At 41.4% G+C, this 20,007-nt stretch carries 19 protein-coding genes; 8 read left to right on the forward strand and 11 right to left on the reverse strand.

Translation table 11 applies throughout. The features are described 5' to 3' along the window. Window positions 1-69 precede the first annotated feature (69 nt). Window positions 70-1,062 (reverse strand): lipoate--protein ligase, encoded by a 993-nt coding sequence (gene lplA / locus CSV60_RS12085; RefSeq protein ID WP_099637167.1) that lies wholly within the window; start codon window positions 1,060-1,062, stop codon window positions 70-72. Window positions 1,063-1,268: 206 nt separating this feature from the next. On the opposite strand from lplA, the gene yhfH reads away from it, so the two are divergent. Further along, entirely contained in the window at window positions 1,269-1,394 is a 126-nt protein-coding gene (gene yhfH / locus CSV60_RS12090) for a protein YhfH (protein ID WP_083035173.1), read from the forward strand. 355 nt (window positions 1,395-1,749) lie between these two features. On the opposite strand, the gene hemY is transcribed toward yhfH, so the two are convergent. The 3 genes from hemY to hemE are packed head-to-tail and all read right to left on the reverse strand — an operon-like array spanning window position 1,750 to window position 5,197. After that, the gene (gene hemY, locus CSV60_RS12095; protein ID WP_099637168.1) at window positions 1,750-3,165 is read right to left on the reverse strand and encodes a protoporphyrinogen oxidase; all 1,416 of its coding nucleotides are present in this window, start codon (window positions 3,163-3,165) and stop codon (window positions 1,750-1,752) included. Window positions 3,166-3,193: 28 nt separating this feature from the next. Next, window positions 3,194-4,129, reverse strand: coding sequence for a ferrochelatase (gene hemH, locus CSV60_RS12100; protein WP_099637169.1), 936 nt, complete (start codon window positions 4,127-4,129; stop codon window positions 3,194-3,196). A 24-nt stretch (window positions 4,130-4,153) separates the two neighbouring features. Continuing rightward, window positions 4,154-5,197, reverse strand: coding sequence for a uroporphyrinogen decarboxylase (gene hemE / locus CSV60_RS12105; RefSeq protein ID WP_099637170.1), 1,044 nt, complete (start codon window positions 5,195-5,197; stop codon window positions 4,154-4,156). Window positions 5,198-5,492: 295 nt separating this feature from the next. Here hemE and CSV60_RS12110 point away from each other — a divergent pair, with 295 nt between their 5' ends. From CSV60_RS12110 to CSV60_RS12120, 3 genes are all read left to right on the forward strand, one after another. Further along, window positions 5,493-6,002, forward strand: a complete 510-nt coding sequence (locus CSV60_RS12110; RefSeq protein ID WP_099637171.1) for an antibiotic biosynthesis monooxygenase family protein — start codon at window positions 5,493-5,495, stop codon at window positions 6,000-6,002. Between the two features lie 179 nt (window positions 6,003-6,181). Beyond that, window positions 6,182-7,345 (forward strand): M20 family metallopeptidase, encoded by a 1,164-nt coding sequence (locus tag CSV60_RS12115; protein ID WP_099637204.1) that lies wholly within the window; start codon window positions 6,182-6,184, stop codon window positions 7,343-7,345. Window positions 7,346-7,626: 281 nt separating this feature from the next. Next, window positions 7,627-8,163 (forward strand): competence protein ComK, encoded by a 537-nt coding sequence (locus tag CSV60_RS12120; protein ID WP_099637172.1) that lies wholly within the window; start codon window positions 7,627-7,629, stop codon window positions 8,161-8,163. Here CSV60_RS12120 and CSV60_RS12125 read toward each other — a convergent pair. The 4 genes from CSV60_RS12125 to CSV60_RS12140 form a co-directional block, all read right to left on the reverse strand. Beyond that, complete coding sequence (locus CSV60_RS12125; RefSeq protein ID WP_099637173.1) at window positions 8,126-8,503, reverse strand: YhjD family protein; 378 nt, start codon at window positions 8,501-8,503, stop codon at window positions 8,126-8,128. The genes CSV60_RS12120 and CSV60_RS12125 overlap by 38 nt on opposite strands. A 154-nt stretch (window positions 8,504-8,657) precedes the next feature. Next, window positions 8,658-9,224 carry a nuclear transport factor 2 family protein gene (locus CSV60_RS12130; protein ID WP_099637174.1) on the reverse strand — a complete coding sequence of 189 codons (567 nt, stop codon included), beginning with the start codon at window positions 9,222-9,224 and terminating at the stop codon, window positions 8,658-8,660. 60 nt (window positions 9,225-9,284) lie between these two features. Next, complete coding sequence (locus CSV60_RS12135; RefSeq protein WP_099631140.1) at window positions 9,285-9,965, reverse strand: response regulator; 681 nt, start codon at window positions 9,963-9,965, stop codon at window positions 9,285-9,287. A gap of 28 nt (window positions 9,966-9,993) precedes the next feature. Continuing rightward, the gene (locus CSV60_RS12140; RefSeq protein ID WP_199175285.1) at window positions 9,994-11,142 is read right to left on the reverse strand and encodes a sensor histidine kinase; all 1,149 of its coding nucleotides are present in this window, start codon (window positions 11,140-11,142) and stop codon (window positions 9,994-9,996) included. Window positions 11,143-11,292: 150 nt separating this feature from the next. Between CSV60_RS12140 and CSV60_RS12145 the strand changes: the two genes are divergently transcribed. Both CSV60_RS12145 and CSV60_RS12150 read left to right on the forward strand, forming a co-directional pair. Next, a complete protein-coding gene (locus CSV60_RS12145) occupies window positions 11,293-11,925 on the forward strand; it encodes a YigZ family protein (RefSeq protein ID WP_099637175.1) in 633 nt (210 codons plus the stop codon). A gap of 179 nt (window positions 11,926-12,104) precedes the next feature. Beyond that, the gene (locus CSV60_RS12150; RefSeq protein WP_099637176.1) at window positions 12,105-13,136 is read left to right on the forward strand and encodes an LCP family protein; all 1,032 of its coding nucleotides are present in this window, start codon (window positions 12,105-12,107) and stop codon (window positions 13,134-13,136) included. Window positions 13,137-13,667: 531 nt separating this feature from the next. Here CSV60_RS12150 and CSV60_RS12155 read toward each other — a convergent pair. After that, a complete protein-coding gene (locus CSV60_RS12155) occupies window positions 13,668-14,711 on the reverse strand; it encodes a glycosyltransferase family 4 protein (protein ID WP_099631143.1) in 1,044 nt (347 codons plus the stop codon). 288 nt (window positions 14,712-14,999) lie between these two features. On the opposite strand from CSV60_RS12155, the gene secA2 reads away from it, so the two are divergent. Both secA2 and CSV60_RS12165 read left to right on the forward strand, forming a co-directional pair. Then, a complete protein-coding gene (gene secA2, locus CSV60_RS12160) occupies window positions 15,000-17,363 on the forward strand; it encodes an accessory Sec system translocase SecA2 (RefSeq protein ID WP_099637177.1) in 2,364 nt (787 codons plus the stop codon). After that, the gene (locus CSV60_RS12165) at window positions 17,360-18,268 is read left to right on the forward strand and encodes an accessory Sec system S-layer assembly protein (protein ID WP_099637178.1); all 909 of its coding nucleotides are present in this window, start codon (window positions 17,360-17,362) and stop codon (window positions 18,266-18,268) included. The genes secA2 and CSV60_RS12165 overlap by 4 nt, the downstream gene beginning before the upstream one ends. 95 nt (window positions 18,269-18,363) lie before the next feature. Here CSV60_RS12165 and CSV60_RS12170 read toward each other — a convergent pair whose 3' ends face one another. After that, window positions 18,364-18,822, reverse strand: coding sequence for a C40 family peptidase (locus CSV60_RS12170; protein WP_099637179.1), 459 nt, complete (start codon window positions 18,820-18,822; stop codon window positions 18,364-18,366). 258 nt (window positions 18,823-19,080) lie between these two features. Next, entirely contained in the window at window positions 19,081-19,785 is a 705-nt protein-coding gene (locus CSV60_RS12175) for a glucosamine-6-phosphate deaminase (RefSeq protein WP_099637180.1), read from the reverse strand. Between the last annotated feature and the right edge of the window lie 222 nt (window positions 19,786-20,007).

A 20,007-nucleotide genomic window follows, 5' to 3' on the forward strand; every position in this document is an offset into this window, starting at 1 on the left:
CATTTCCCACCACACATAAATGAATCCTCGTACACAAAAGCGCATGCCCCGCAAGACATGCGCTTCCCCTTAATAGATTACATTTACAAATTCTTCGAGCTGAATACCACCAAGGATTTTTTCAACGTCCATAGACTCCATTGCGTCTGTGATCGCCTTGCGCTCATATTTCACACCTTTTAAACGATTTTCAATTTCTTGGACATCGCCCACACCGAAAAAGTCCCCGTATATATTCACGTTCTCTATACTACCTTTTTCCACTTGCAAGCGAACATCAATTCCACCAACAGGAAAACGTTTAGTCTGCTGCAAGTTGAACTTCGGTGAACGGCCGTAATTCCACTCCCAGTTGCCATAGCGCTCCGCAGACAATTCACGGATTTTTGTCCAGTCTTCATCCGTCAACACACGATACTCAATATTTTCTTCACCGTCGAACATCGAATTCAAGATTTCTTGTCTAAACTGTTCAATTGAAATAGGCTCTTCCAAGAATTCCGAAATATTCGCGACACGGCTACGAATCGACTTGATCCCTTTTGACTCAATTTTGTCTTTCTTCACTTTGAGTGAATTCACGACACCTTCCATATCTGTATCAAACAACAACGTCCCATGGCTAAACATGCGATCCTTTGTTGCGAATTGTGCATTTCCGGAGATTTTGCGTCCATCAATCAAAATGTCGTTACGCCCAAGCAACTCTGCTTTAATCCCCATTTTCGCAAGCGCATCTGTTACAGGTTCCGTGAACTTTTTAAAATTACGGAACGACTCCCCATCATCTTTCGTAATGAAACTAAAATTCAAGTTTCCTTTATCATGATACACCGCACCGCCACCTGACAGTCTTCGTACGACGTGGATACCATGACGATCGACAAACTCTGTATTGATTTCTTCCACTGTATTCTGGTTTTTCCCAATAATGATGGAAGGTTCATTGATATAAAACAGCAAATACGAATCTTTGTCTACGTCCATCGTGTTGAGTACATATTCCTCAATCGCCAAGTTAATACGTGGATCTGTAATGCCTTGATTATCAATAAATTTCATATTTCTTCTCTCCTCACAAAATTGTCACAATTTATTTTCAGTCAATTCTCACAATTGGAAGCACTAAAATAGCTCAAAAGCGCGTCATAATGGGCCTGAATCCATTTTAACAGAAAAATAAATGAAATGTTGACTTCTGATATCTGTTATAATACAATGTGTATATACCAAATAGTTATACAACAAACAAAAGGGGATGGATGGATATGGTAGAAAGCATCGTAGAGTTTTTCAAGAACTTGCCGGCGAAGGTTTGTGCGACATGTGGAACTGAAATTGAAGAGCAGCACGAGTGTTACTCTAATCAATGTAATCATTGCAACGTAAAATAAAAAACTTTCATTCGGCGAATATTCCTATATTCGCTTTTTTTTTTGCGTAGATACATAGATGTGGTATTTTTCGCAGTTTGCTAGGCAAACCGCGCCATTGTGGTGAAACATTGCGCTAAAACAAACGATGACCGCGCTATTCCTCTAGCAAACCGCGCTAAACTCACCGACAACCGCGCTATTCCTCTGACAAACCGCGCCTTACTCGCTGACAACCGCGCTATTCTCCTGACAAACCGCGCCATAATCGCCGACAACCGCGCCATTCCCCTAACAAACCGCGCCTCCCACTCAAATCCACTTACTATACAACATAAAAAATCCGTACAACGAGTGTTGTACGGATTTTATCATGTTACGTAAATAGCTTCGCCAGCACTTGATCTTTCGCTGCGACTCCTTGATCGATACAGTCAGGTAAACCGACTCCATTATAGGATGCACCCGCAAGCTCGACCATCGGGAACGCGAATTGCATTTCCTCCCGCGCGCGTAAGACTTTCTCTTTATGGCCAACGCGGTATTGCGGTCTGTCCTCTTTCCAGCGTGTTATGATACAGAAATCCGGTTCACCTTCAAGCTTGAGAATATCTTCCAAATCTTTTCGAACGATTTTCTCTATTTCAGCATCTGGTAAGTCGACAATCGCTTCTTCCCCAACGCGTCCGACGAATGCACGCACCATCACTTTTTCGTCAGGCGTAGTTGTCGGCCATTTACGGTCGACAAGTGTACAAGCCGTAATGGAATGATTGCTACTGCGTGGTACTAAGAAACCCGTCCCATCAATATCGCTTTTCATCGCCTTTTTTGGATAACCTAAAGCGACAGTTGCGACCGATGTCGTCGGAATCGTTCCTAGCTCTTTCAACAGACCATGTGGTTCAAACAAATGGCTCGCTACGGTATGGCTCGTTGACATGATGACCGCATCCGCTACGATTTGCTGTTGATCATTCAATGTCAGAACGGCGCGGTCGCCTTGTTTCATTACGCTAGTGACACGCGTACCTTTCATAACGTGGACATCTGTCAACTGTTCTTCGAGGGCTATTACCAATGAATCCAGACCATTTTTAAGAGTATGGAAAGCTCCCGTTTTCTTCGAACTATGACTGTTCTTTTGCGGCAGTTGTTTGGGAGTGGTCTTTCTCATTCCTAAAATTAAGCTGCGGTGATTTTTTTCCACTTCATAGAACTGTGGAAAAGTTGATTCCAGACTCATATGATCGATATCGCCTGCATAGACGCCCGACAATAATGGCTCGATTAGATTTTCCACCACTTCAGTACCAAAGCGACGCCGGAAAAACTTGCCGAGCGACTGATCTCCAGTTATTTCAGAACGTGGTAATACAAAGTCGCCCGCCGCACGTATTTTACCGCTCAAACTAAATAAACCGGATGTAATGAAAGGTTTGATTTCTGTCGGTACACCCATAACAGCACCTGCTGGGATTTTGTGCATTTGATTATGCAGATAGATATACGCTTGCCCTGTTGCGTTGCGAACAAGCTGATCTCCAATACCCAGTTCAGTCGCTAATTGGTCTACACTTTGTTTACGGATCAAAAAGGAGTCCGGACCGCGTTCGATTACATAGCCATCTCGACGGACTGTTTGGATTTTTCCACCAAGTTCTGTTGATGCTTCGATCATGATGATATCTATGGGAAGTCCTTGTTCACGGGCATCTTTTTGCATATAGTACGCTGCAGCGAGACCCGTGATTCCGCCGCCGATTATGACTACTTTTTTTCGTTCACTCATGTCCTTTTTCACTCCGATCCAATTGAATTCATTTTGTTGCGTGTAATTGATCCATTACAGCATCAGCCATCGCATCAATGAATAAAGGATCGGTATTCGGCATGGCAGGTCGGTGGTACGCTGCGCCGATATCGTCACATACTACTTTACACTCGTAGTCGTTATCGTATAGAACTTCCAAGTGGTCCGATACGAAACCAACTGGTGTGTAAACGAATGATGTATATCCTTTTGTTTCAAACAAGTCACGTGTTAAGTCTTGTACGTCCGGACCTAACCAAGGTTCAGGTGTTTGCCCTTCACTTTGCCAACCGAGTGCATATGTTTTAACGCCTGCTGCTTGTGTGATCATTTCTGCTGTTTCTTTCAACTGATCAGCATATGGGTCACCATTAGCCAGAATCTTTTCTGGTAACGAGTGAGCAGACACGATCAAGCAAGAATTCTTACGCTCTGTCTCGTCCATCGCATCATAGGTTTGACGCAATTGGTTCGCCCAGTACTCGATGAATTTTGGTTGCTTATACCAACTTTCAACAGAAGTAAGTGTAATCCCGTGCTTGTCCGCTTCCTCTTGTGCACGACCGTTGTATGATTTAACGGAGAACGTAGAGAAATGTGGTGCCAATACAATAGATACTGCTTCAGTAATCCCATCATCATGCATTTCTTGTATTGCATCTTCGACGAATGGCGCAATATGCTTTAGACCGACATAGACTTTAAATTCTATTTCGTCTTGTGCTTCATTCAAACGTGCGCCTAATGCATCCGCTTGATCATCTGTAATCCGCGCAAGTGGTGAAATGCCTCCGATTGCTTCATAGCGATTGCGAAGATCTTCCACTTGTTCCGGAGCCGGCGGACGGCCTCTACGGATATGCGTGTAATACGGAACTAGATCGTCATAGGAGTTTGGCGTTCCATACGCCATAACGAGTAAGCCCATTTTCTTTTTCGTCATCATTTTCACCTCATGGTTGGATTGTTATTTCGAACGTAATTCTCTACTATAGTCATGTACGAAAGCTGTTAAGCGTTTCAATGTTGCAGGTTGTACTTGAGGGAATACGCCGTGACCTAAGTTGAAGATGTGGCTACCGTGCTCTACACCTTGTTCAACAATAAGCTTTGCACGTTCTTCGATGACTGACCAGTCCGCTAGTAACATCGATGGATCCAAGTTACCTTGCACTGGTTTTGTGATACCGCGTTCACCAGCTTCTTTTATAGACAAGCGCCAATCCAATCCAACTACGTCGACTGGTAGGTCATGCCATTCATTCGCCAAGTGGCTTGCACCTACTCCGAATGTAATCAATGGAATATTTAATTTACGAAGTTCTGAGAAAATACGAGTCATAGTAGGTTTAATGAAGATTCGGTAATCCGATACATTCAATGCGCCTACCCATGAGTCGAATATTTGCACGGCTTTCACGCCCGCTTTAACTTGTGCTTGGATATAACTAATCGTCATATCGGCTAATTTATCCATTAGTGCAAACCAAGCTTGTGGCTCAGATACCATGAAGGATTTTGTCAGGTTATAGCTCTTTGAAGGGCCGCCTTCGATCATATAACTCGCAAGTGTAAACGGTGCGCCTGCAAAACCGATCAAAGGTACATTCAATTGTTCTTGTGTCAGCATTTTGATCGTATCCAAAACATAAGGAACTTGCTCCTCTGCTGAAAACTCACCTAAGTTTGCGATGTCTTGTGCAGAACGAATTGGATTGGAAATAACAGGGCCTACGCCTGATTTAATCTTTACGTCTACTCCAATACCTACAAGTGGTGTAACAATATCTTTATATAAAATAGCTGCATCTACATCATATTGATCTACTGGAAGTTTTGTTACATACGCACATAGTTCTGGCTGATGCGTAATTTCTTCCAAGGAGTATTTTTCTTTGATTTTAAGATATTCCGGCTGTGAACGTCCTGCTTGACGCATGAACCAAACTGGCGTGTGTTCAATTTCTTCGCCTCTCGCAGCACGTAATAGCGTATCGTTAAAAGTTGACATATTCAGAGATACCTCTTTCCATATTTTTAATTTCTTTCACGTAACTCTTATACGTTCTCATGATAAACCGTTGACAGGTCAATGTATAGTGAATTGCGCCTTTGTCATAATTTTGTGCTAGGATACCCCTCACTTCTGCCATGCTTTAGACAATCATTCCTAACTTGCTTGCAATTAGTGTTTGATTCGGGAGATTTAAGGGAATTACTCTAGGTAGAATCATACACTGGTAAAGAGTGCTTTTAATCAAACTTAGCACACAGACGATCGTTACTAGCCAAAGGAGGAATTTTATATGAATATTTATATGACAACTGGCACGATGGGTTTTATGGAGAAAATCAAAAACCAACATGCTGATGAGTCAATACTTTTAATGAATGGCGGCGGCAATACGCTGTTGCTACATGAGACGAACGGCAAGAGCATATTTCAAACGCCGAGGAAGTTCGAAGTGGTAGGTTCTTACGGTAGCCTGACAGAACCTGGATTCTTCGCAATGGACAACGTCGCGGTGACAGATGAAGGCAAACCTATTTTCGAACATCAGTACAAGCACCTAGGAGAAAAACTGCAAAACATGCCCGGTTTCGTAGCATACCGCTTACTGCGTCCAATCGGATCAGATACGTATACATTGCTGACACAATGGACAGAGCGACGTTTGTATGACATCTGGTATAACTCCCCTGGTAATCAATTATCCGATAAGACGGTTTTTAAGGATGCAGGTGGTGCTACACAACATATCTTCACAAGCGCTCCATATACTACACATTATAAAACACCTACTGAGGAGGTTTGACGTTTTGACGTCAGACCTTCTTTTTTATGTTGAAAGTTGTCAACCCTATAATTTACACACTCTATTTAGTCACTTCATTTACCCAAAAGTTTAAAACACGTAGTTTGCGATGTGGCCTACTGCTTGCTATACTGAACGAGTTGATTGACTTATTTGTCTATTTGAAAGGGGTTTTATTAATGAGAGAACAATTATTTCAGAAACTAGAACAATCTTATGACGATATGGTAGAGATCCGCCGATATTTACATATGAACCCCGAAGTGTCATTTAAAGAAACGAAAACCGCAGCTTATATCGCTGACTTTTATAAACGTCTCGGAGTAGAAGTACGTACTGGAGTAGGCGGCAATGGTGTCGTAGCAAGAGTCAAAGGTACAAAGCCAGGAAAAACAGTTGCTTTGCGAGCAGACTTTGACGCATTACCTATTCAAGATCAAAAAGATACATCATATGCATCCACTATACCTGGTGTCATGCATGCATGTGGACACGATGGTCATACCGCCACGCTCCTTCAATTAGCAAAAGCTATGAATGAAATGCGTGATGAGCTTTCTGGCGAATACGTATTTATCCATCAACACGCAGAAGAATTGGCTCCAGGTGGCGCCATTGCAATGATCGAAGACGGTTGTTTAGAAGGAGTCGATGTCATTTTCGGCACGCATCTGTGGTCACTTTTCGAATCAGGTGTCATCTATTATGCTTCAGGCCCGATCATGGCTGCAGCGGATCGATTCAATATTACCATTCAAGGAGCTGGCGGCCACGGTGCATCTCCCCATCAAACGAAAGACGCTATCGTAATCGGTTCACAGCTTGTGATGAACTTACAACAAGTCGTCTCAAGACGTGTTGACCCCATCGAATCAGCTGTACTATCCATCGGCTCATTCGTCGCAGAAAACGCTTTTAATGTCATCGCTGACCAAGCTGTTCTGGGCGGAACTGTTCGTACATTCACCAATGATGTACGCAACCTCATGGAATACGAAATAAAGCGTGTAGCTGAAGGTACAGCCTTGGCTCACGATTGTGAAATTACTGTAGAATACTTCCGTGGATATCCGGCAGTGATCAATCACGAAAAAGAAACAACCTACCTGAAAACTGTTGCTGAATCCATTGCGGATCTAAGTGGTGTAGAAGAAATGCAACCACAAATGGGTGGAGAAGATTTCGCCTACTACCTTGAAAAAGTTCCGGGTACTTTCTTCTTCACAGGTGCCCGTCCGGCAGAAGCCTATCCTCACCACCATCCACGTTTTGACATTGATGAAAAAGCTATGATTGCAGCAGCTAAGACGTTAGGCGCAGCGGCTATTGAGTATCAAAACTGAAGTGAAGTCATACACTGAAGATCACGCCTACGAAGGTAGCGTTGTCTTCAGTTTTTTTAATTTCACTGTACGATTACTATTTGAATTGGCTCACCGCAGTATTTCCCAAACGCGTCCGCCTGCTACATCAATCCACATCATTTCTTCACCTATCCATTACTAATCGATAAAATTCACCATATTAATAGAGTATTTACTATTTTCCAACATTACAGTTGATTTTAGTTTTTTCTATACTATAATTAATACGTATATGGTCCTATAAAACTGGGGGGAACAACATGGCTAATCCACATTATCTATCATCTTATATTGTTACATTTCATACTTTTGCATTACTTCATGGACAACATGCAAATCCGTACTATACAAAAGTAGTAGAAAGCGACCGGACTTTTATTGTCGAGAAAACACCACTAGAAATTATGAGAGATTCTTGTGCACATTACCGTTCCAACTTTGAATCCATTATTAACAGTTCCAAAATTGATTTGAAAAATCGTCCAAAGCCACCGATCATGCTGACCCATTCAAATGACCGGCCTTTATTATTTTTCCCTTTGCTGTCCCCCACTTTACATAAAAACTCATGGGTAGCTTATCATGCAGTAAAAGACGTTGTTCAACACGAGGACGGCGTGACCGTTATGTTAAAAAATGATACGCAAATGCAATTGGATACTTCGATAGCTACTGTTTATCGCCAAATGGCGCTATCACATATTTTGTTTCAACGATTTGAAAACGCTCAAGAGGAATTGCGAAGTTCCTATTATATGATCATGGAGCCGAAGAGTTCTGATTCGACAATTTCCTAATATACAGATTCAGTAACTCTTCTGACCGGTTACGTAAGCGAACATTTAAATAACGACGCATATCTTGATAGCCATCATATAAAAATACATATTCCGTAAATAGTTCATCTGTTGAATGGCGTATCACTCGCATTTTATGCTCTTGTAAATACAAAGCAGTGGTTCGTAAATCAGCAGAAACTGTGTTCATCGTTTCGTCTAACAAATTAAGATATGGACTTTTCAATTTAAACGGAACCTCCTCCAGTAACCGACGGTCTCGTTCCATAATCGTCAATAACATAGGAAGGTAAATGTAGTTTTCCAAATATGGCATTGCCTCTGCGGGGATCAAAGGCATTGATATCGCCTCCTAATAGAACATATGTTCCTAAAATGATTATAATTCCTTTAGCGAAGAAAAGCAAGCGCTATTAGTATGGCTTTTTCGCATAAAAAAACTCCCAGTTGTACGAACTGGAAGTTTTGACACTCAATCGATAGTTAAAACAAGTTTATTCGTTTCCTGGTTCATCACCAATAAAGTGGATAGAGAACACTTTCCATGTCCCATCTTCTTTCGTGAAAACAGTTACTTGGCGACCTTCGGGTGCATTTTCTACTCCTGTCTCACTGTCCGTGAATGTCGTTTTCAACGTAGAAAATACCTGTGCGCTATCCTTTGAATACTTTACAATCGTTTCATTATCTGTTTCACGTTTCATCGTAGTATTCTCAAGCATTTCTTCCATAGCCTGACGCTCTTCTTCCAGATCATAGCCTTCGGTAGAAAGCGTAGCAAGATAACCTTCTACGTCTTGATTGTTCAATGTTTCGATATAGCGTTCAAAAGCCGCTAGAATTTCATCTTTATCTTCTTTTGGCACATCTATAGCTTCTTCCACTTGGTCGCCTGACATGCTGAACCCTACTTTTTTATCGTCTACTCCATGATCGATAGCACCATTGCCCGGTGCAGCTTCGCTAGTTTCTGGATGGTTCTCGTTTGTTTCATCTGGGTTATTACATGCGCCTAATACGAACGCTAAAGCCATGGACGCGACTGCCACTTTTTTCTTCATATGCTCCTCCTACGTAGAGAAAAAGGCCTTCTACGTACAAAGACCTTTTTCATTCTATTATTATTTTACTTCTACCCAACCATTTTTGATTGCTGTAACAACAGCTTGTGTCCGGTCATTTACGCTCATTTTTTGCAAAATGCTGGAAACGTGGTTTTTCACCGTTTTTTCCGAGATGAAGAGCGTTTCACCAATCGTCCGGTTACTCTGGCCATCTGTTAATAATTGTAGAACTTCACACTCACGCTTCGTCAATAAATGAAGGGGGCGACGAATGTCGTTCTGCTGGAAGGATCCTTTATGTTCTCTCTCACTCAAACGTCGGAATTCTGTTACTAGATTATGCGTGATTTTTGGATGTAAGTATGATCCACCATTTGCTACTACTTTGATTGCTTGAATAATTGCGTCTGCATCCATTTCTTTTAGCATGTAGCCGAGAGCGCCTGTTTTCAAAGCATGTGTAACATAGGACTCGTCGTCGTGAATGGATAGCATGATAACGCGCGCATTTGGAAACTCTTTCACTAATTGCTCCGTCGCGTCTACACCATTCATGCGTGGCATATTAATATCCATCAGCACTACATCTGGCTCATACTCTCTATACAATTCAACTACTTCGACACCATCGTCGCCTTCTGCTACTACGTTAAACGATTCTTCAAAATCCAAAATTCGTTTAACTCCTTCACGGAATAATTGGTGATCATCTACTATCAAAATTTTTGTCGCTTCCATTTCCTATTCCTCCCAGTAATTACCTTACTTACAGATCTTCGTCCAATGGAATTTGAAAAAGAATCGAAGTGCCTTCCCCGACTTTCGAGGTGACTTTCATTTTTCCTTTCAATAACTCCACACGTTCTTGCATTCCAATGAGACCGAATGATTTCTCTTTTACTTCATTTGTATCAAAGCCGAGGCCTTGGTCTTTAATCAATATATTAACCGATTCACGTAACCATTCGATTTTCACCCATATTTCATCAGTTTTCGCATGTTTAATACTGTTATTTACTGATTCTTGTATGAGACGGAAAATACCTACTTCAAAATTGGAAGCAAATCTTTTTTCTGCTCCGTTACTTTGAAAATGAATGATTAGCGGCGCCTCGTACTCGCTAATGGTCAATAAATACTTTCGCAATGTCGGAACAAGCCCTAAGTCATCCAAAGCCATTGGTCGCAAATTATAAATGATACGACGTACTTCAGATAACGCTCCCCTAACCATTTCTTTTAGGTAAGACAGCTCTTGCATTGCTTCTTCAGGACCTTGCCGAACAAACGTTTTTTCGATTAAACCGGAACGCATCAAGACATTGGCTAGCATTTGCGCGGGTCCATCATGAATATCACGTGATAAACGTTTACGCTCTTCTTCTTGGGCCTGGATAATCTGAATTGCAAAGTCTTGTTTATGGCGTGCAGTTTCCAGTGCTGTAGTTACATTTTTCAAATCAGATGTTAAATATGTCATCACAGTGGTTACTTGGTTAACAAGCTGGTCTGCCCTTTCAATTGTCGAGAGCAGCAACATAAGTCGACGTTCAAGTTCATCCCGTCTTTCACGAAGTTGTTTCTCTTCCATTTTATTAATGGAGGCGCGTACAAGCAAGTCATTTGCCACACCATAAGCTTGTTTAACTTCTTCTTCACTATATGTTACAAAGTCTTTTGATACAGTAGCAAGACGCTTTCTAGAATGGCGTGATAGGTTCTCTAGAGAATCCCCTTCAGTTATCACATGAGAAATACTTTCTTTCACTTCTGCTAACTCTGTTTGCATTTCTTCATAACTTCTGCGGCTTTGTTCACTAATTAAGAAGATATCGCCTTTTGAACGATCCATTACATTAACCATGTTGCCAAATATTTTCTCCATCTGTTGAATGTCAATTGCCTTGTCGTTCAAATAACTCCCTCCCGCACTTGTTTATGTGAAAATTTGCAAAGTGAGCATTATTGCAGTTTAGCCTAAATACTTATACACTTCTTATACAGTATATCATTTTAATGATGAGAAAGTATTATAAGTATATTACAAATGTAGGGGGAACGACAAATGCGAGCTAATTATAAAACCGTAAAACTGTACGGAGAGAGTGAATTCGTCATCCAAAAATCCCGTTTTCTGTCATTTGTCAAGAGAGTCGAGACAGAACAAGAGGCATTGGACTTTATTCAGGACATCAAAAAGGACCATCATACAGCTACACATAATTGTTCAGCTTATATCATAGGAGAACATGACCAGATCCAAAAAGCGAACGATGACGGTGAACCTTCTGGTACAGCCGGCTTTCCTATTTTAGAAGTTCTAAAAAAGCAACACCTAAAAGATACCGTGATTGTCGTCACTCGCTATTTCGGTGGCATCAAACTCGGTGGTGGCGGATTAATCCGCGCTTATGGCAAAGCAGCTTCTGAAGGCATTGCCGCAACAGGTGTTGTGGAAAGAAAATTACAAGCACAAGTTAAAGTTTCTATTGATTATACATGGCTAGGTAAAGTAGAAAACGAAGTAAGGCAATCCGACTACCCGTTAAACGACATCATCTATGAAGAGGACGTTGAACTCTTTTTATATGTTCCTGAAGAAGATCAAGAGATTTTTGTGAAATGGATGATGGAATTAACGAACGGCCAGGCAATCATCGCCACAACCGGACATAAATTCCTAGAGTTCGACATCTGACTATACGTCCAATCGAAAAGCGGGTATAATGGTAGAAGGTGGATCCTATGAGCATTAGGTCTAATTTTATTTGGTCACTATGGATTTTTATGTGAAGATGTGTAACTTATCACCAGAATCAACTTCCCATAGATTCGCCATTGACGGTTTTTTTCTGCCGTACACCCTGGAGGTTTAAAATGAAAAGAGAAGAATATCGGAAAATGAAGGTTTCTAAAACGAAGCGCTTTTTAAAAATAGCATTTTGTACGTTCATTATCGCAGCCGTAGTTATTTCTACTTATGCATTCAAGCTTCATAACCAAGCAATGAATGTACTAGATCGTTCGTATGAACCTATCGCCAAGCAAGATCCGCCAGAAATATATGTAGAACCTGCAAAAGATAAAGTGTCGATTCTATTGATTGGCGTAGACGAAAGCGAAGCACGCCAGGATCATGAAGTGCACGGAAGATCAGATGCTTTAGTGCTTGCAACTTTGAATCCTAGAACCAAAAGCATCAAACTCGTCAGCATACCTCGTGACTCCTATGTTTATATTCCACAGGTAAACTATAAAGATAAAATTACACACGCCCATGCGTACGGTGGAACGAAAGCTTCTATTGATACAGTTGAAGAACTATTTGATGTTCCAGTCAACTATTACGTCAAAATGAACTTTAATGCATTCATCGATGTTGTAGATGCACTTGGCGGTGTAGAAGTTGAAGTTCCATACGAGCGTATCGAGAAAGATGAAAATGATAAAAATGCGATTCATCTAATGCCAGGACTTCATCGCCTGGACGGGCGCCACACATTGGCTTTAGCACGTACTCGTAAACTAGATAATGATATCGAGCGCGGTAAACGTCAGCAAATGATTCTTCAAGCCATGATCAAAGAAGCGACATCGATTACATCCATTACAAAGTACGGGGACGTCATCAATGCACTTGGCGATAACATGAAGACCGATATGACATCCAAGCAAATATTGTCGTTTATTCAGTATATAAAAAGCGGACTACCGGACGTGGATACCATCACATTAACAGGCTATGACGATATGTCGACAGGTACGTACTATTACAAATTAGATGAGCAGAAGCTAGAAGAAGTAAAGCAGATTTTAAAATCCCACTTAGGGTTCATCCCTGACTCCTCTTCTCTAACCGAGCTAGACACGGATCAATCCTCCGCATCCGTTTACACCAATTATCAATAGCTTATTCAGAAGCGATGAAGCCCTTTCCGGTTTCATCGCTTTTTTGTGGAGAATGAAAGGTAGGGGGTTGTGGAATCTAGGAGAGTTAGTAAAGGAAACTTAAGGTTTTGATTTTACATCTTTAAATCCAGAAAACACCACAAAGTTAGTCGTATGCGTTAGTTTTTCACTTATTACATTCAAGTTCATATGACTAGGACCGTGATATCTTAATCTAAAATCATTAATTTCAGAAAACCACACTAGTTGATCGTAAGTGGAAGGCGGCGAGTGCAAAGATGTGCTCCTAACGCTTCGCTTTTACTCGCAAAAGCCGTTCTTCGTTACGGCTCTTCCCGCAGGATCAGCGTGCGCCTTGAGACCCTGGACTGAACGAAGTGAGGGAAGCGGCTCAAGCCACGCCCTCGGGAAAGCGTCCGCCTGGAACGTCGATCAACGGTACCCTCCCCCTCAACAATCACTTCTTCTTTAAACATTTCAGCATAAAAAAAAGCCCTCATCCGCTTCGCAGCAGACAAGGACACGTTTTTCTTATTTACCAATCATGCGTACTAAATTTAACAACGGACGATAATTCGCTCCTGCCAGACCAATCAACTCTACAAACAGTTCAATCACAATCAGCATGACGAAGACCAGAAGCAATGCGCCCCACACTGTTGCTTGTGAGAACAATACAGCGGCTGCTCCGAAAAGAATTGCAATACCATAAATCGTAAGCACAGCTTGTCTATGCGAGAAACCTACGCGCAATAAACAGTGATGCAAATGCGACTTATCTGCTGCTGTAATAGACTGTTTCATGCGAACGCGTCTAACAATCGCGAAGAATGTGTCTGAAATCGGAACGCCTAGCATGATAATAGGAATAACAAGTGATACAACGGCGACATTCTTAAAGCCGAGTAATGCCAGTACCGAAATCATAAATCCGAGGAACAGCGATCCAGTGTCGCCCATAAAAATTTTCGCTGGATGAAAGTTGAACACTAAGAATCCAAGCGAACTAGCTGCCAATATGGAAGCTGTTGCAGCAACAAAGACATCTCCCATTAATAAAGCCATTACCGTAATGGCAATGAGCGCAATAGTGGAAACACCTGCTGCTAAACCATCTAATCCATCAATCAAATTGACAGCGTTCGTGATTCCGATGATCCAAATGATCGTGATCGGAATACTGAAATAACCAAAGTCAAGCTGACCTAGAAACGGCAAGTTGATGAATTCAATTTGTAATCCGCCCCATAGAACCACAACTAACGCAGCCGCTAGTTGGCCTAACATTTTTGCTTTTGCTGTGATTTCCAGCATATCGTCTAAAAAGCCAATCATGACGATCAGTACCGCACCGATTAGGATGCTTACTGCGTGCTCGTCTTTCGGCAATAATATAGCATATCCAATAATAAACGCTCCGAAGATTGCGAGCCCGCCGATTCTAGGCATGATTCTCGCGTGAACTTTCCGATAATTGGGGCGGTCAACCGCACCGATCCGATACGCGAATTTGATGACTAGCGGTGTTAGTATGATTGCAGCGATAAAAGCTACAGACATTGCAATGAATAACATGTCTTTCCTCCCCAAATAGCATTAAGTACATATCTCCTTGTAGTATAACATAATTTTTGCTAGAGTTCATCATTTAGCATGCATTACTCATCTATTCCCTTACTCGCTTACTTGCAAACCCTAATTAATACCGCCACAACGAGGATTTAACCATTTTACATGTGGTACATTGTGATCAATCTATTGTTCTTCTCTATCTATATATAGATAGTCTTTTATCGATCCTTTTGGTAAAATAGATAGGAATCTCTCATTTAAGATAGAGATTTATAAAGGAGCGTCTAATTCATGTTAAAAATCTTTAAACGTAGAACTGGAACGAGTGAACGACAATTGCGTAAATACCGCAAAATTGTGGAGCAGATTAATTCACTAGAACCTAAATATATCGCTATGTCTGATGATGATCTATCTGGAATGACAGATCAATTCAAACAACAGTTGGAAGACGGCGCAACTGTCGAGACCATTATGCCGGATGCATTCGCAGTCGTACGTGAAGCATCTAAACGGGTTCTCGGTATGCGCCATTTTGATGTGCAACTAATCGGTGGTGCTGTATTAACAGAAGGTAATATTGCTGAAATGCCGACCGGTGAAGGGAAAACACTCGTCGCTTCTCTCCCATCCTATGTACGCGCGCTTGAAGGTAAAGGCGTTCACGTCATTACAGTCAATGATTATCTGGCAAAACGAGACTTTGATCAAATCGGTCAAATTCATCGCTTCCTTGGATTGACTGTTGGATTGAATGTTCCGATGATGCAAGGACCAGCGAAGCAAGCCGCCTACGAAGCAGATATTACGTACGGTGTTGGAACAGAATTCGGCTTTGACTATTTACGGGATAACATGGTGCAACACACTTCTCAAAAAGTGCAGCGGCCTTATCACTTCGCTATTATCGATGAAGTCGACAGCGTCTTGATCGACGAAGCGAAAACACCATTGATTGTAGCAGGCAAAACGCAAGCCGATGCGGATCTTCACCATATCGCAGCTCGCCTAGCCAAACGCTTTAAAGTAGATGAAGATTTTGACTTTGACGAAGCAACAAAGGCAACTTCCCTTACCGAAAAAGGTATTGAAAAAGTCGAGAAAGCATTCGGTATTGGGAACTTGTACGATTTAGATCACCAAACACTTTACCACTACGTCATCCAGGCTGTCCGTGCGTTCGTCATCTTCAAGCGTGATGTCGATTACATCGTACGAGACGGAAAAATTGAATTGGTAGATATGTTCACTGGCCGCATTATGGAAGGTAGAACCTTATCAGATGGTCTTCACCAAGCAATTGAAGCAAAAGAAGGCGTCGATATTACAGACGAAAATAAAGCACAAGCTCAAATTACCATTCAAAATTATTTCCGTATGTATCCAAAGCTTTGCGGAATGACAGGTACTGCAAAAACTCAGGAGAAGGAATTCCGTGAAGTCTATAATATGGATGTAATCCAAATCCCGACGAACCGCCCACGTGCACGAATCGATGCTCCTGATTGCGTTTTCAGAACGACAGAGGAAAAGTATAAAGCAGTAGCAAAAGAAGTAGCCTCTCGTCACGCAAAGGGACAACCTGTATTGGTCGGTACTACATCTATTCTCCAGTCCGAAGCAGTCGCCAAGTATTTACGTGATGAAGGATTGAAGTTCCATCTATTAAATGCGAAAAGTGTCGAACAGGAAGTTTCATTGATTTCCGAGTCTGGACAAGCGGGCAATATTACCGTCGCTACGAATATGGCAGGTCGCGGAACGGATATCGTCCTAGGTGAAGGCGTGGAAGAAAACGGTGGACTATTTGTATTAGGTACAGAAAAACATGAAAGTCGTCGTGTAGATAATCAGTTACGAGGCCGTTCAGGTCGTCAAGGTGACCATGGAGAAAGTCAATTCTATCTTTCTTTAGAAGATGAAATGTACATACGCTTCTCTCCTGAAGAACTCGAGAAATTCTTGACGAAAGTCCGTACGGATGAGAATGGTAAAGTACTAAACCCTGAAGTAGATGAACTAACGGAACGCACACAACGTATCGTGGAAGGCGCGCACTTCTCAATGCGTGAGTATAATCTAAAATTAGATGATGTCATTAATGATCAACGTGAAGTAATCTACTCTTTACGCAATCGCGTACTTGAAGGCGAGGACATTTTCGATAAACTCAAGACGATGTTGTCAGAAACAGTGGAGTTCGTTGTGTTAGATAGTTGCCCAGATAATGAAATTGCCGATAACTGGGATTTTGATCGTATCGAGCGGACTATGAACGCACTTTTACTGACGCCTGTAAGTCTTCCCAATTCATTAGATAGAACCGCAGATATAATGAAAGAGTACGATGAAGAAATGGCAGAGTTGTTTGCATTTATTGACACTTTCACTGATAATGAACAAGTGAGCCAACTGTTGCCACAAGTCATGTTGAGCTATATTGACACGATGTGGGTTAAGCATTTGGAAGTAATGACTCGTCTAAAAGAAGGAATTGGATTGCGTTCATACGGACAAGAAGATCCTATGCGTATTTACCAGCGTGAAGGCTTGCAATTATTCGCCAAGCACTATCAACGCCTACGCCGGGATATTGCGTCTGAGATTATCGCATTCATGAAGCAACTCAATACAGAACAGGAGGTTTCCCAATGAAACTCTTCAATTTATTCAAAAAAACCGAAAAAACCGGATTGGACAGTACAGTTGAATCCGAAGAAATTTTAGAAAATAGTCAAGCTGTTTCAGGCGATGAAGATATCGAAACAGAACTATCTCTTCATGAGCAATGGAATCTTACACAGGAGCAGGAATATGTTTTTCGTTTCCTAGCAAATGAACTAGAGCCTTTAAAACCAAATCAAATCTCCTTATCAGGTATCGATATCGATTTGGAACCTGCAAACGGTAGCTGGTTAGTTAAAGCATTCTTCCGTTCTTCCCTTGATCAAGCGATCACTGTAGGCGAAATCGAGTTATTATTACTTGATGAAGAGGGCAATACAGCCGCATCTGCGGAGTTCGATTTGAATGAGTTAGGTGAAATCCCAGCGCGCAGCGCACGTCCATGGGTATTCGTTTTCGAAAAGAAAGATCAATTAGTAGAAGAAATCCCTGCAGCGAATTGGAAGCTTGCATTCAACGTTCACTCGATGATGCCACATCAATTAGAATTAGCACCAACATGGGAAGAACAACTCCCTACTGAGCAAAAAGAAGCGTTATCAAAAATAGTCAACGATCTTCCGAAATTAAAGCCACGCGAAGTAAATATCGCCGGTTTCCAAATCCAATCACAAGATGAAGGTACGATTGCAGCATCCGTTTTCGTTCGTAACGGCCACTCTAAACAAATCAATATTGAAAAGTTACCGCTTGAATTGATTGACGCAACAGGAGAATTGGTAGCTCGGGGAACATTCGACCTTAATCCTCCACTTTCCGTGAAAGCAAACAGCACAACTCCTTGGACATTCATCTACCCTAAGGAATTAGTGAAGAAAGAAGAACCGGATTTCTCTCGTTGGACAATCCGCGTTCCACAAGACGCAACTAATTAATACTTGCCGGATAAGATGGGGACTCCCCCTCTCTATCCGGTATTTTTTCGCAAAAAAAATCGATCCTCCAGGTAGGAGGATCGATGTCTCTTCTATTAAATACCCGCAACACGCTTCGCACCTATATAGCGCTTGCCCCAATACGTATCATTTACTCTATCAACACGCACACCTTTTGATGTAGAAGCATGTGCGAACTTGCCATTTCCAACATAAATTCCAACGTGAGAAACACCGCGTCCTGTCGTGTTAAAGAAAACTAAATCACCATTACGAAGGTTTGATTTCTTTACAGCACGCCCTGATGCATACATCGCGCTTGAAGTTCTTGCTACTTTTAAACCATTTTGCTTGAATACATACCCAACATAACCTGAGCAATCAAACCCTGCTCTAGTCGTACCGCCATAGCGATATTTGATTCCCGTTAAACTAGTTGCTGTCTTTGTGATATTTGTTGTTTTACCCGCTGCATCTGCTTGTCCCGCAAATGGTGAGACGATTAAAAGTGTGGAAAGTGCTAGGACTGAAATAATTTTTTGTAATAGATTCATAAGTTCCTCCATAATAGTATGTATTTTCCATTGTGTACTTGTTTATTTATGTATCCATATCTTAGCATTTTCCAAACTCTAGATTTATTACAGTAATGTAACAATATTATTTCAAAAACAAACACTATGTTACGCTTGAAATATACATGTCTAAAATTGGCAAAGCCATGTACCAGGTTGATTGTATTGTACAAAAAAAGACTACCCTAGAAGTCAGCTTGCACTTCCAGGATAGTCTCTAATAATACTCTATTCTACTCAATCAAGCTGTAAATCAGTGATCACAACTACATCCTTATGACGCAATAGCTTTGTAATCGGCCACTCCGTTGTGACCTCTCCAGCTTTCAATTTCTCCATCGCCGGACGCTTCTTCTCACCAAACGCCACCATGATCAACTTCTTCGACTTTACAATAGAAGAGATCCCCATCGTTAATGCGTTATTCGGAATCTTATCATCGTTTTCGAAGTACTGACTATTAACGCCCAGTGTAGAGTCTGTCAGCGTCGCAACATGTGTTACAGAATCAAATGGTGTTCCTGGTTCGTTGAACGCGATATGACCATTCTCCCCTACTCCAAGAAGTTGAATATCTAGCGGGTGAGAATTCAATTTATTCTCGTAATCTTTACACTCCTGATCTAAATCTTCAGCCATGCCATTCGGAATATGCGTTTCTTTGAACGGCTTTTTACTGAATAGATGCTGATTCATAAAGTATGCATAGCTATTCGGGTTTTCCGCGTCAATACCGACGTATTCATCTAAATTGAATGCAGTAATATTTGAAAAGTCTAACGACGAATTAGTCCATTCATTGTAAATCGGAATCATCGTGCTGCCTGTAGCCAATCCCAGTACATGCAATCTATTATTATGAAGTTCTTCAGAAATCAGTTTAAATACTTCTTTGGCCCCTTCATTGGGGTTTTCTACTGTTATCCATTTCACATTTTCCATTTCACACACCGGCTTCCTAGGTTTTACCTAATTATATTGTAATTTCAATCCAACATACGGTCAATATTGAACCCCTGTTACCTCACTCTTTATTCCCCAATTTACTCACTGTTACACTTGAATTTTTATGCATCTGACATATTTCCTTTAGTTCCTTCAACCTAGTCCAAATCGCAAATACAACGAAATGTATATGACAAAAGCATGTAAAGTGGTTGAACA

It is taken from the genome of Sporosarcina sp. P7 (assembly GCF_002743425.1).
Lineage (GTDB): Bacteria > Bacillota > Bacilli > Bacillales_A > Planococcaceae > Sporosarcina.

Bases quoted from the DNA above. Each gene is read 5' to 3' on its own strand.
- lplA (WP_099637167.1), bottom strand. From the start codon at position 1,062: ATGAAATTTATTGATAATCAAGGCATTACAGATCCACGTATTAACTTG.
- yhfH (WP_083035173.1), top strand. From the start codon at position 1,269: ATGGTAGAAAGCATCGTAGAGTTTTTCAAGAACTTGCCGGCGAAGGTT.
- hemY (WP_099637168.1), bottom strand. From the start codon at position 3,165: ATGAGTGAACGAAAAAAAGTAGTCATAATCGGCGGCGGAATCACGGGT.
- hemH (WP_099637169.1), bottom strand. From the start codon at position 4,129: ATGACGAAAAAGAAAATGGGCTTACTCGTTATGGCGTATGGAACGCCA.
- hemE (WP_099637170.1), bottom strand. From the start codon at position 5,197: ATGTCAACTTTTAACGATACGCTATTACGTGCTGCGAGAGGCGAAGAA.
- CSV60_RS12110 (WP_099637171.1), top strand. From the start codon at position 5,493: ATGAATATTTATATGACAACTGGCACGATGGGTTTTATGGAGAAAATC.
- CSV60_RS12115 (WP_099637204.1), top strand. From the start codon at position 6,182: ATGAGAGAACAATTATTTCAGAAACTAGAACAATCTTATGACGATATG.
- CSV60_RS12120 (WP_099637172.1), top strand. From the start codon at position 7,627: ATGGCTAATCCACATTATCTATCATCTTATATTGTTACATTTCATACT.
- CSV60_RS12125 (WP_099637173.1), bottom strand. From the start codon at position 8,503: ATGCCTTTGATCCCCGCAGAGGCAATGCCATATTTGGAAAACTACATT.
- CSV60_RS12130 (WP_099637174.1), bottom strand. From the start codon at position 9,224: ATGAAGAAAAAAGTGGCAGTCGCGTCCATGGCTTTAGCGTTCGTATTA.
- CSV60_RS12135 (WP_099631140.1), bottom strand. From the start codon at position 9,965: ATGGAAGCGACAAAAATTTTGATAGTAGATGATCACCAATTATTCCGT.
- CSV60_RS12145 (WP_099637175.1), top strand. From the start codon at position 11,293: ATGCGAGCTAATTATAAAACCGTAAAACTGTACGGAGAGAGTGAATTC.
- CSV60_RS12150 (WP_099637176.1), top strand. From the start codon at position 12,105: ATGAAAAGAGAAGAATATCGGAAAATGAAGGTTTCTAAAACGAAGCGC.
- CSV60_RS12155 (WP_099631143.1), bottom strand. From the start codon at position 14,711: ATGTTATTCATTGCAATGTCTGTAGCTTTTATCGCTGCAATCATACTA.
- secA2 (WP_099637177.1), top strand. From the start codon at position 15,000: ATGTTAAAAATCTTTAAACGTAGAACTGGAACGAGTGAACGACAATTG.
- CSV60_RS12165 (WP_099637178.1), top strand. From the start codon at position 17,360: ATGAAACTCTTCAATTTATTCAAAAAAACCGAAAAAACCGGATTGGAC.
- CSV60_RS12170 (WP_099637179.1), bottom strand. From the start codon at position 18,822: ATGAATCTATTACAAAAAATTATTTCAGTCCTAGCACTTTCCACACTT.
- CSV60_RS12175 (WP_099637180.1), bottom strand. From the start codon at position 19,785: ATGGAAAATGTGAAATGGATAACAGTAGAAAACCCCAATGAAGGGGCC.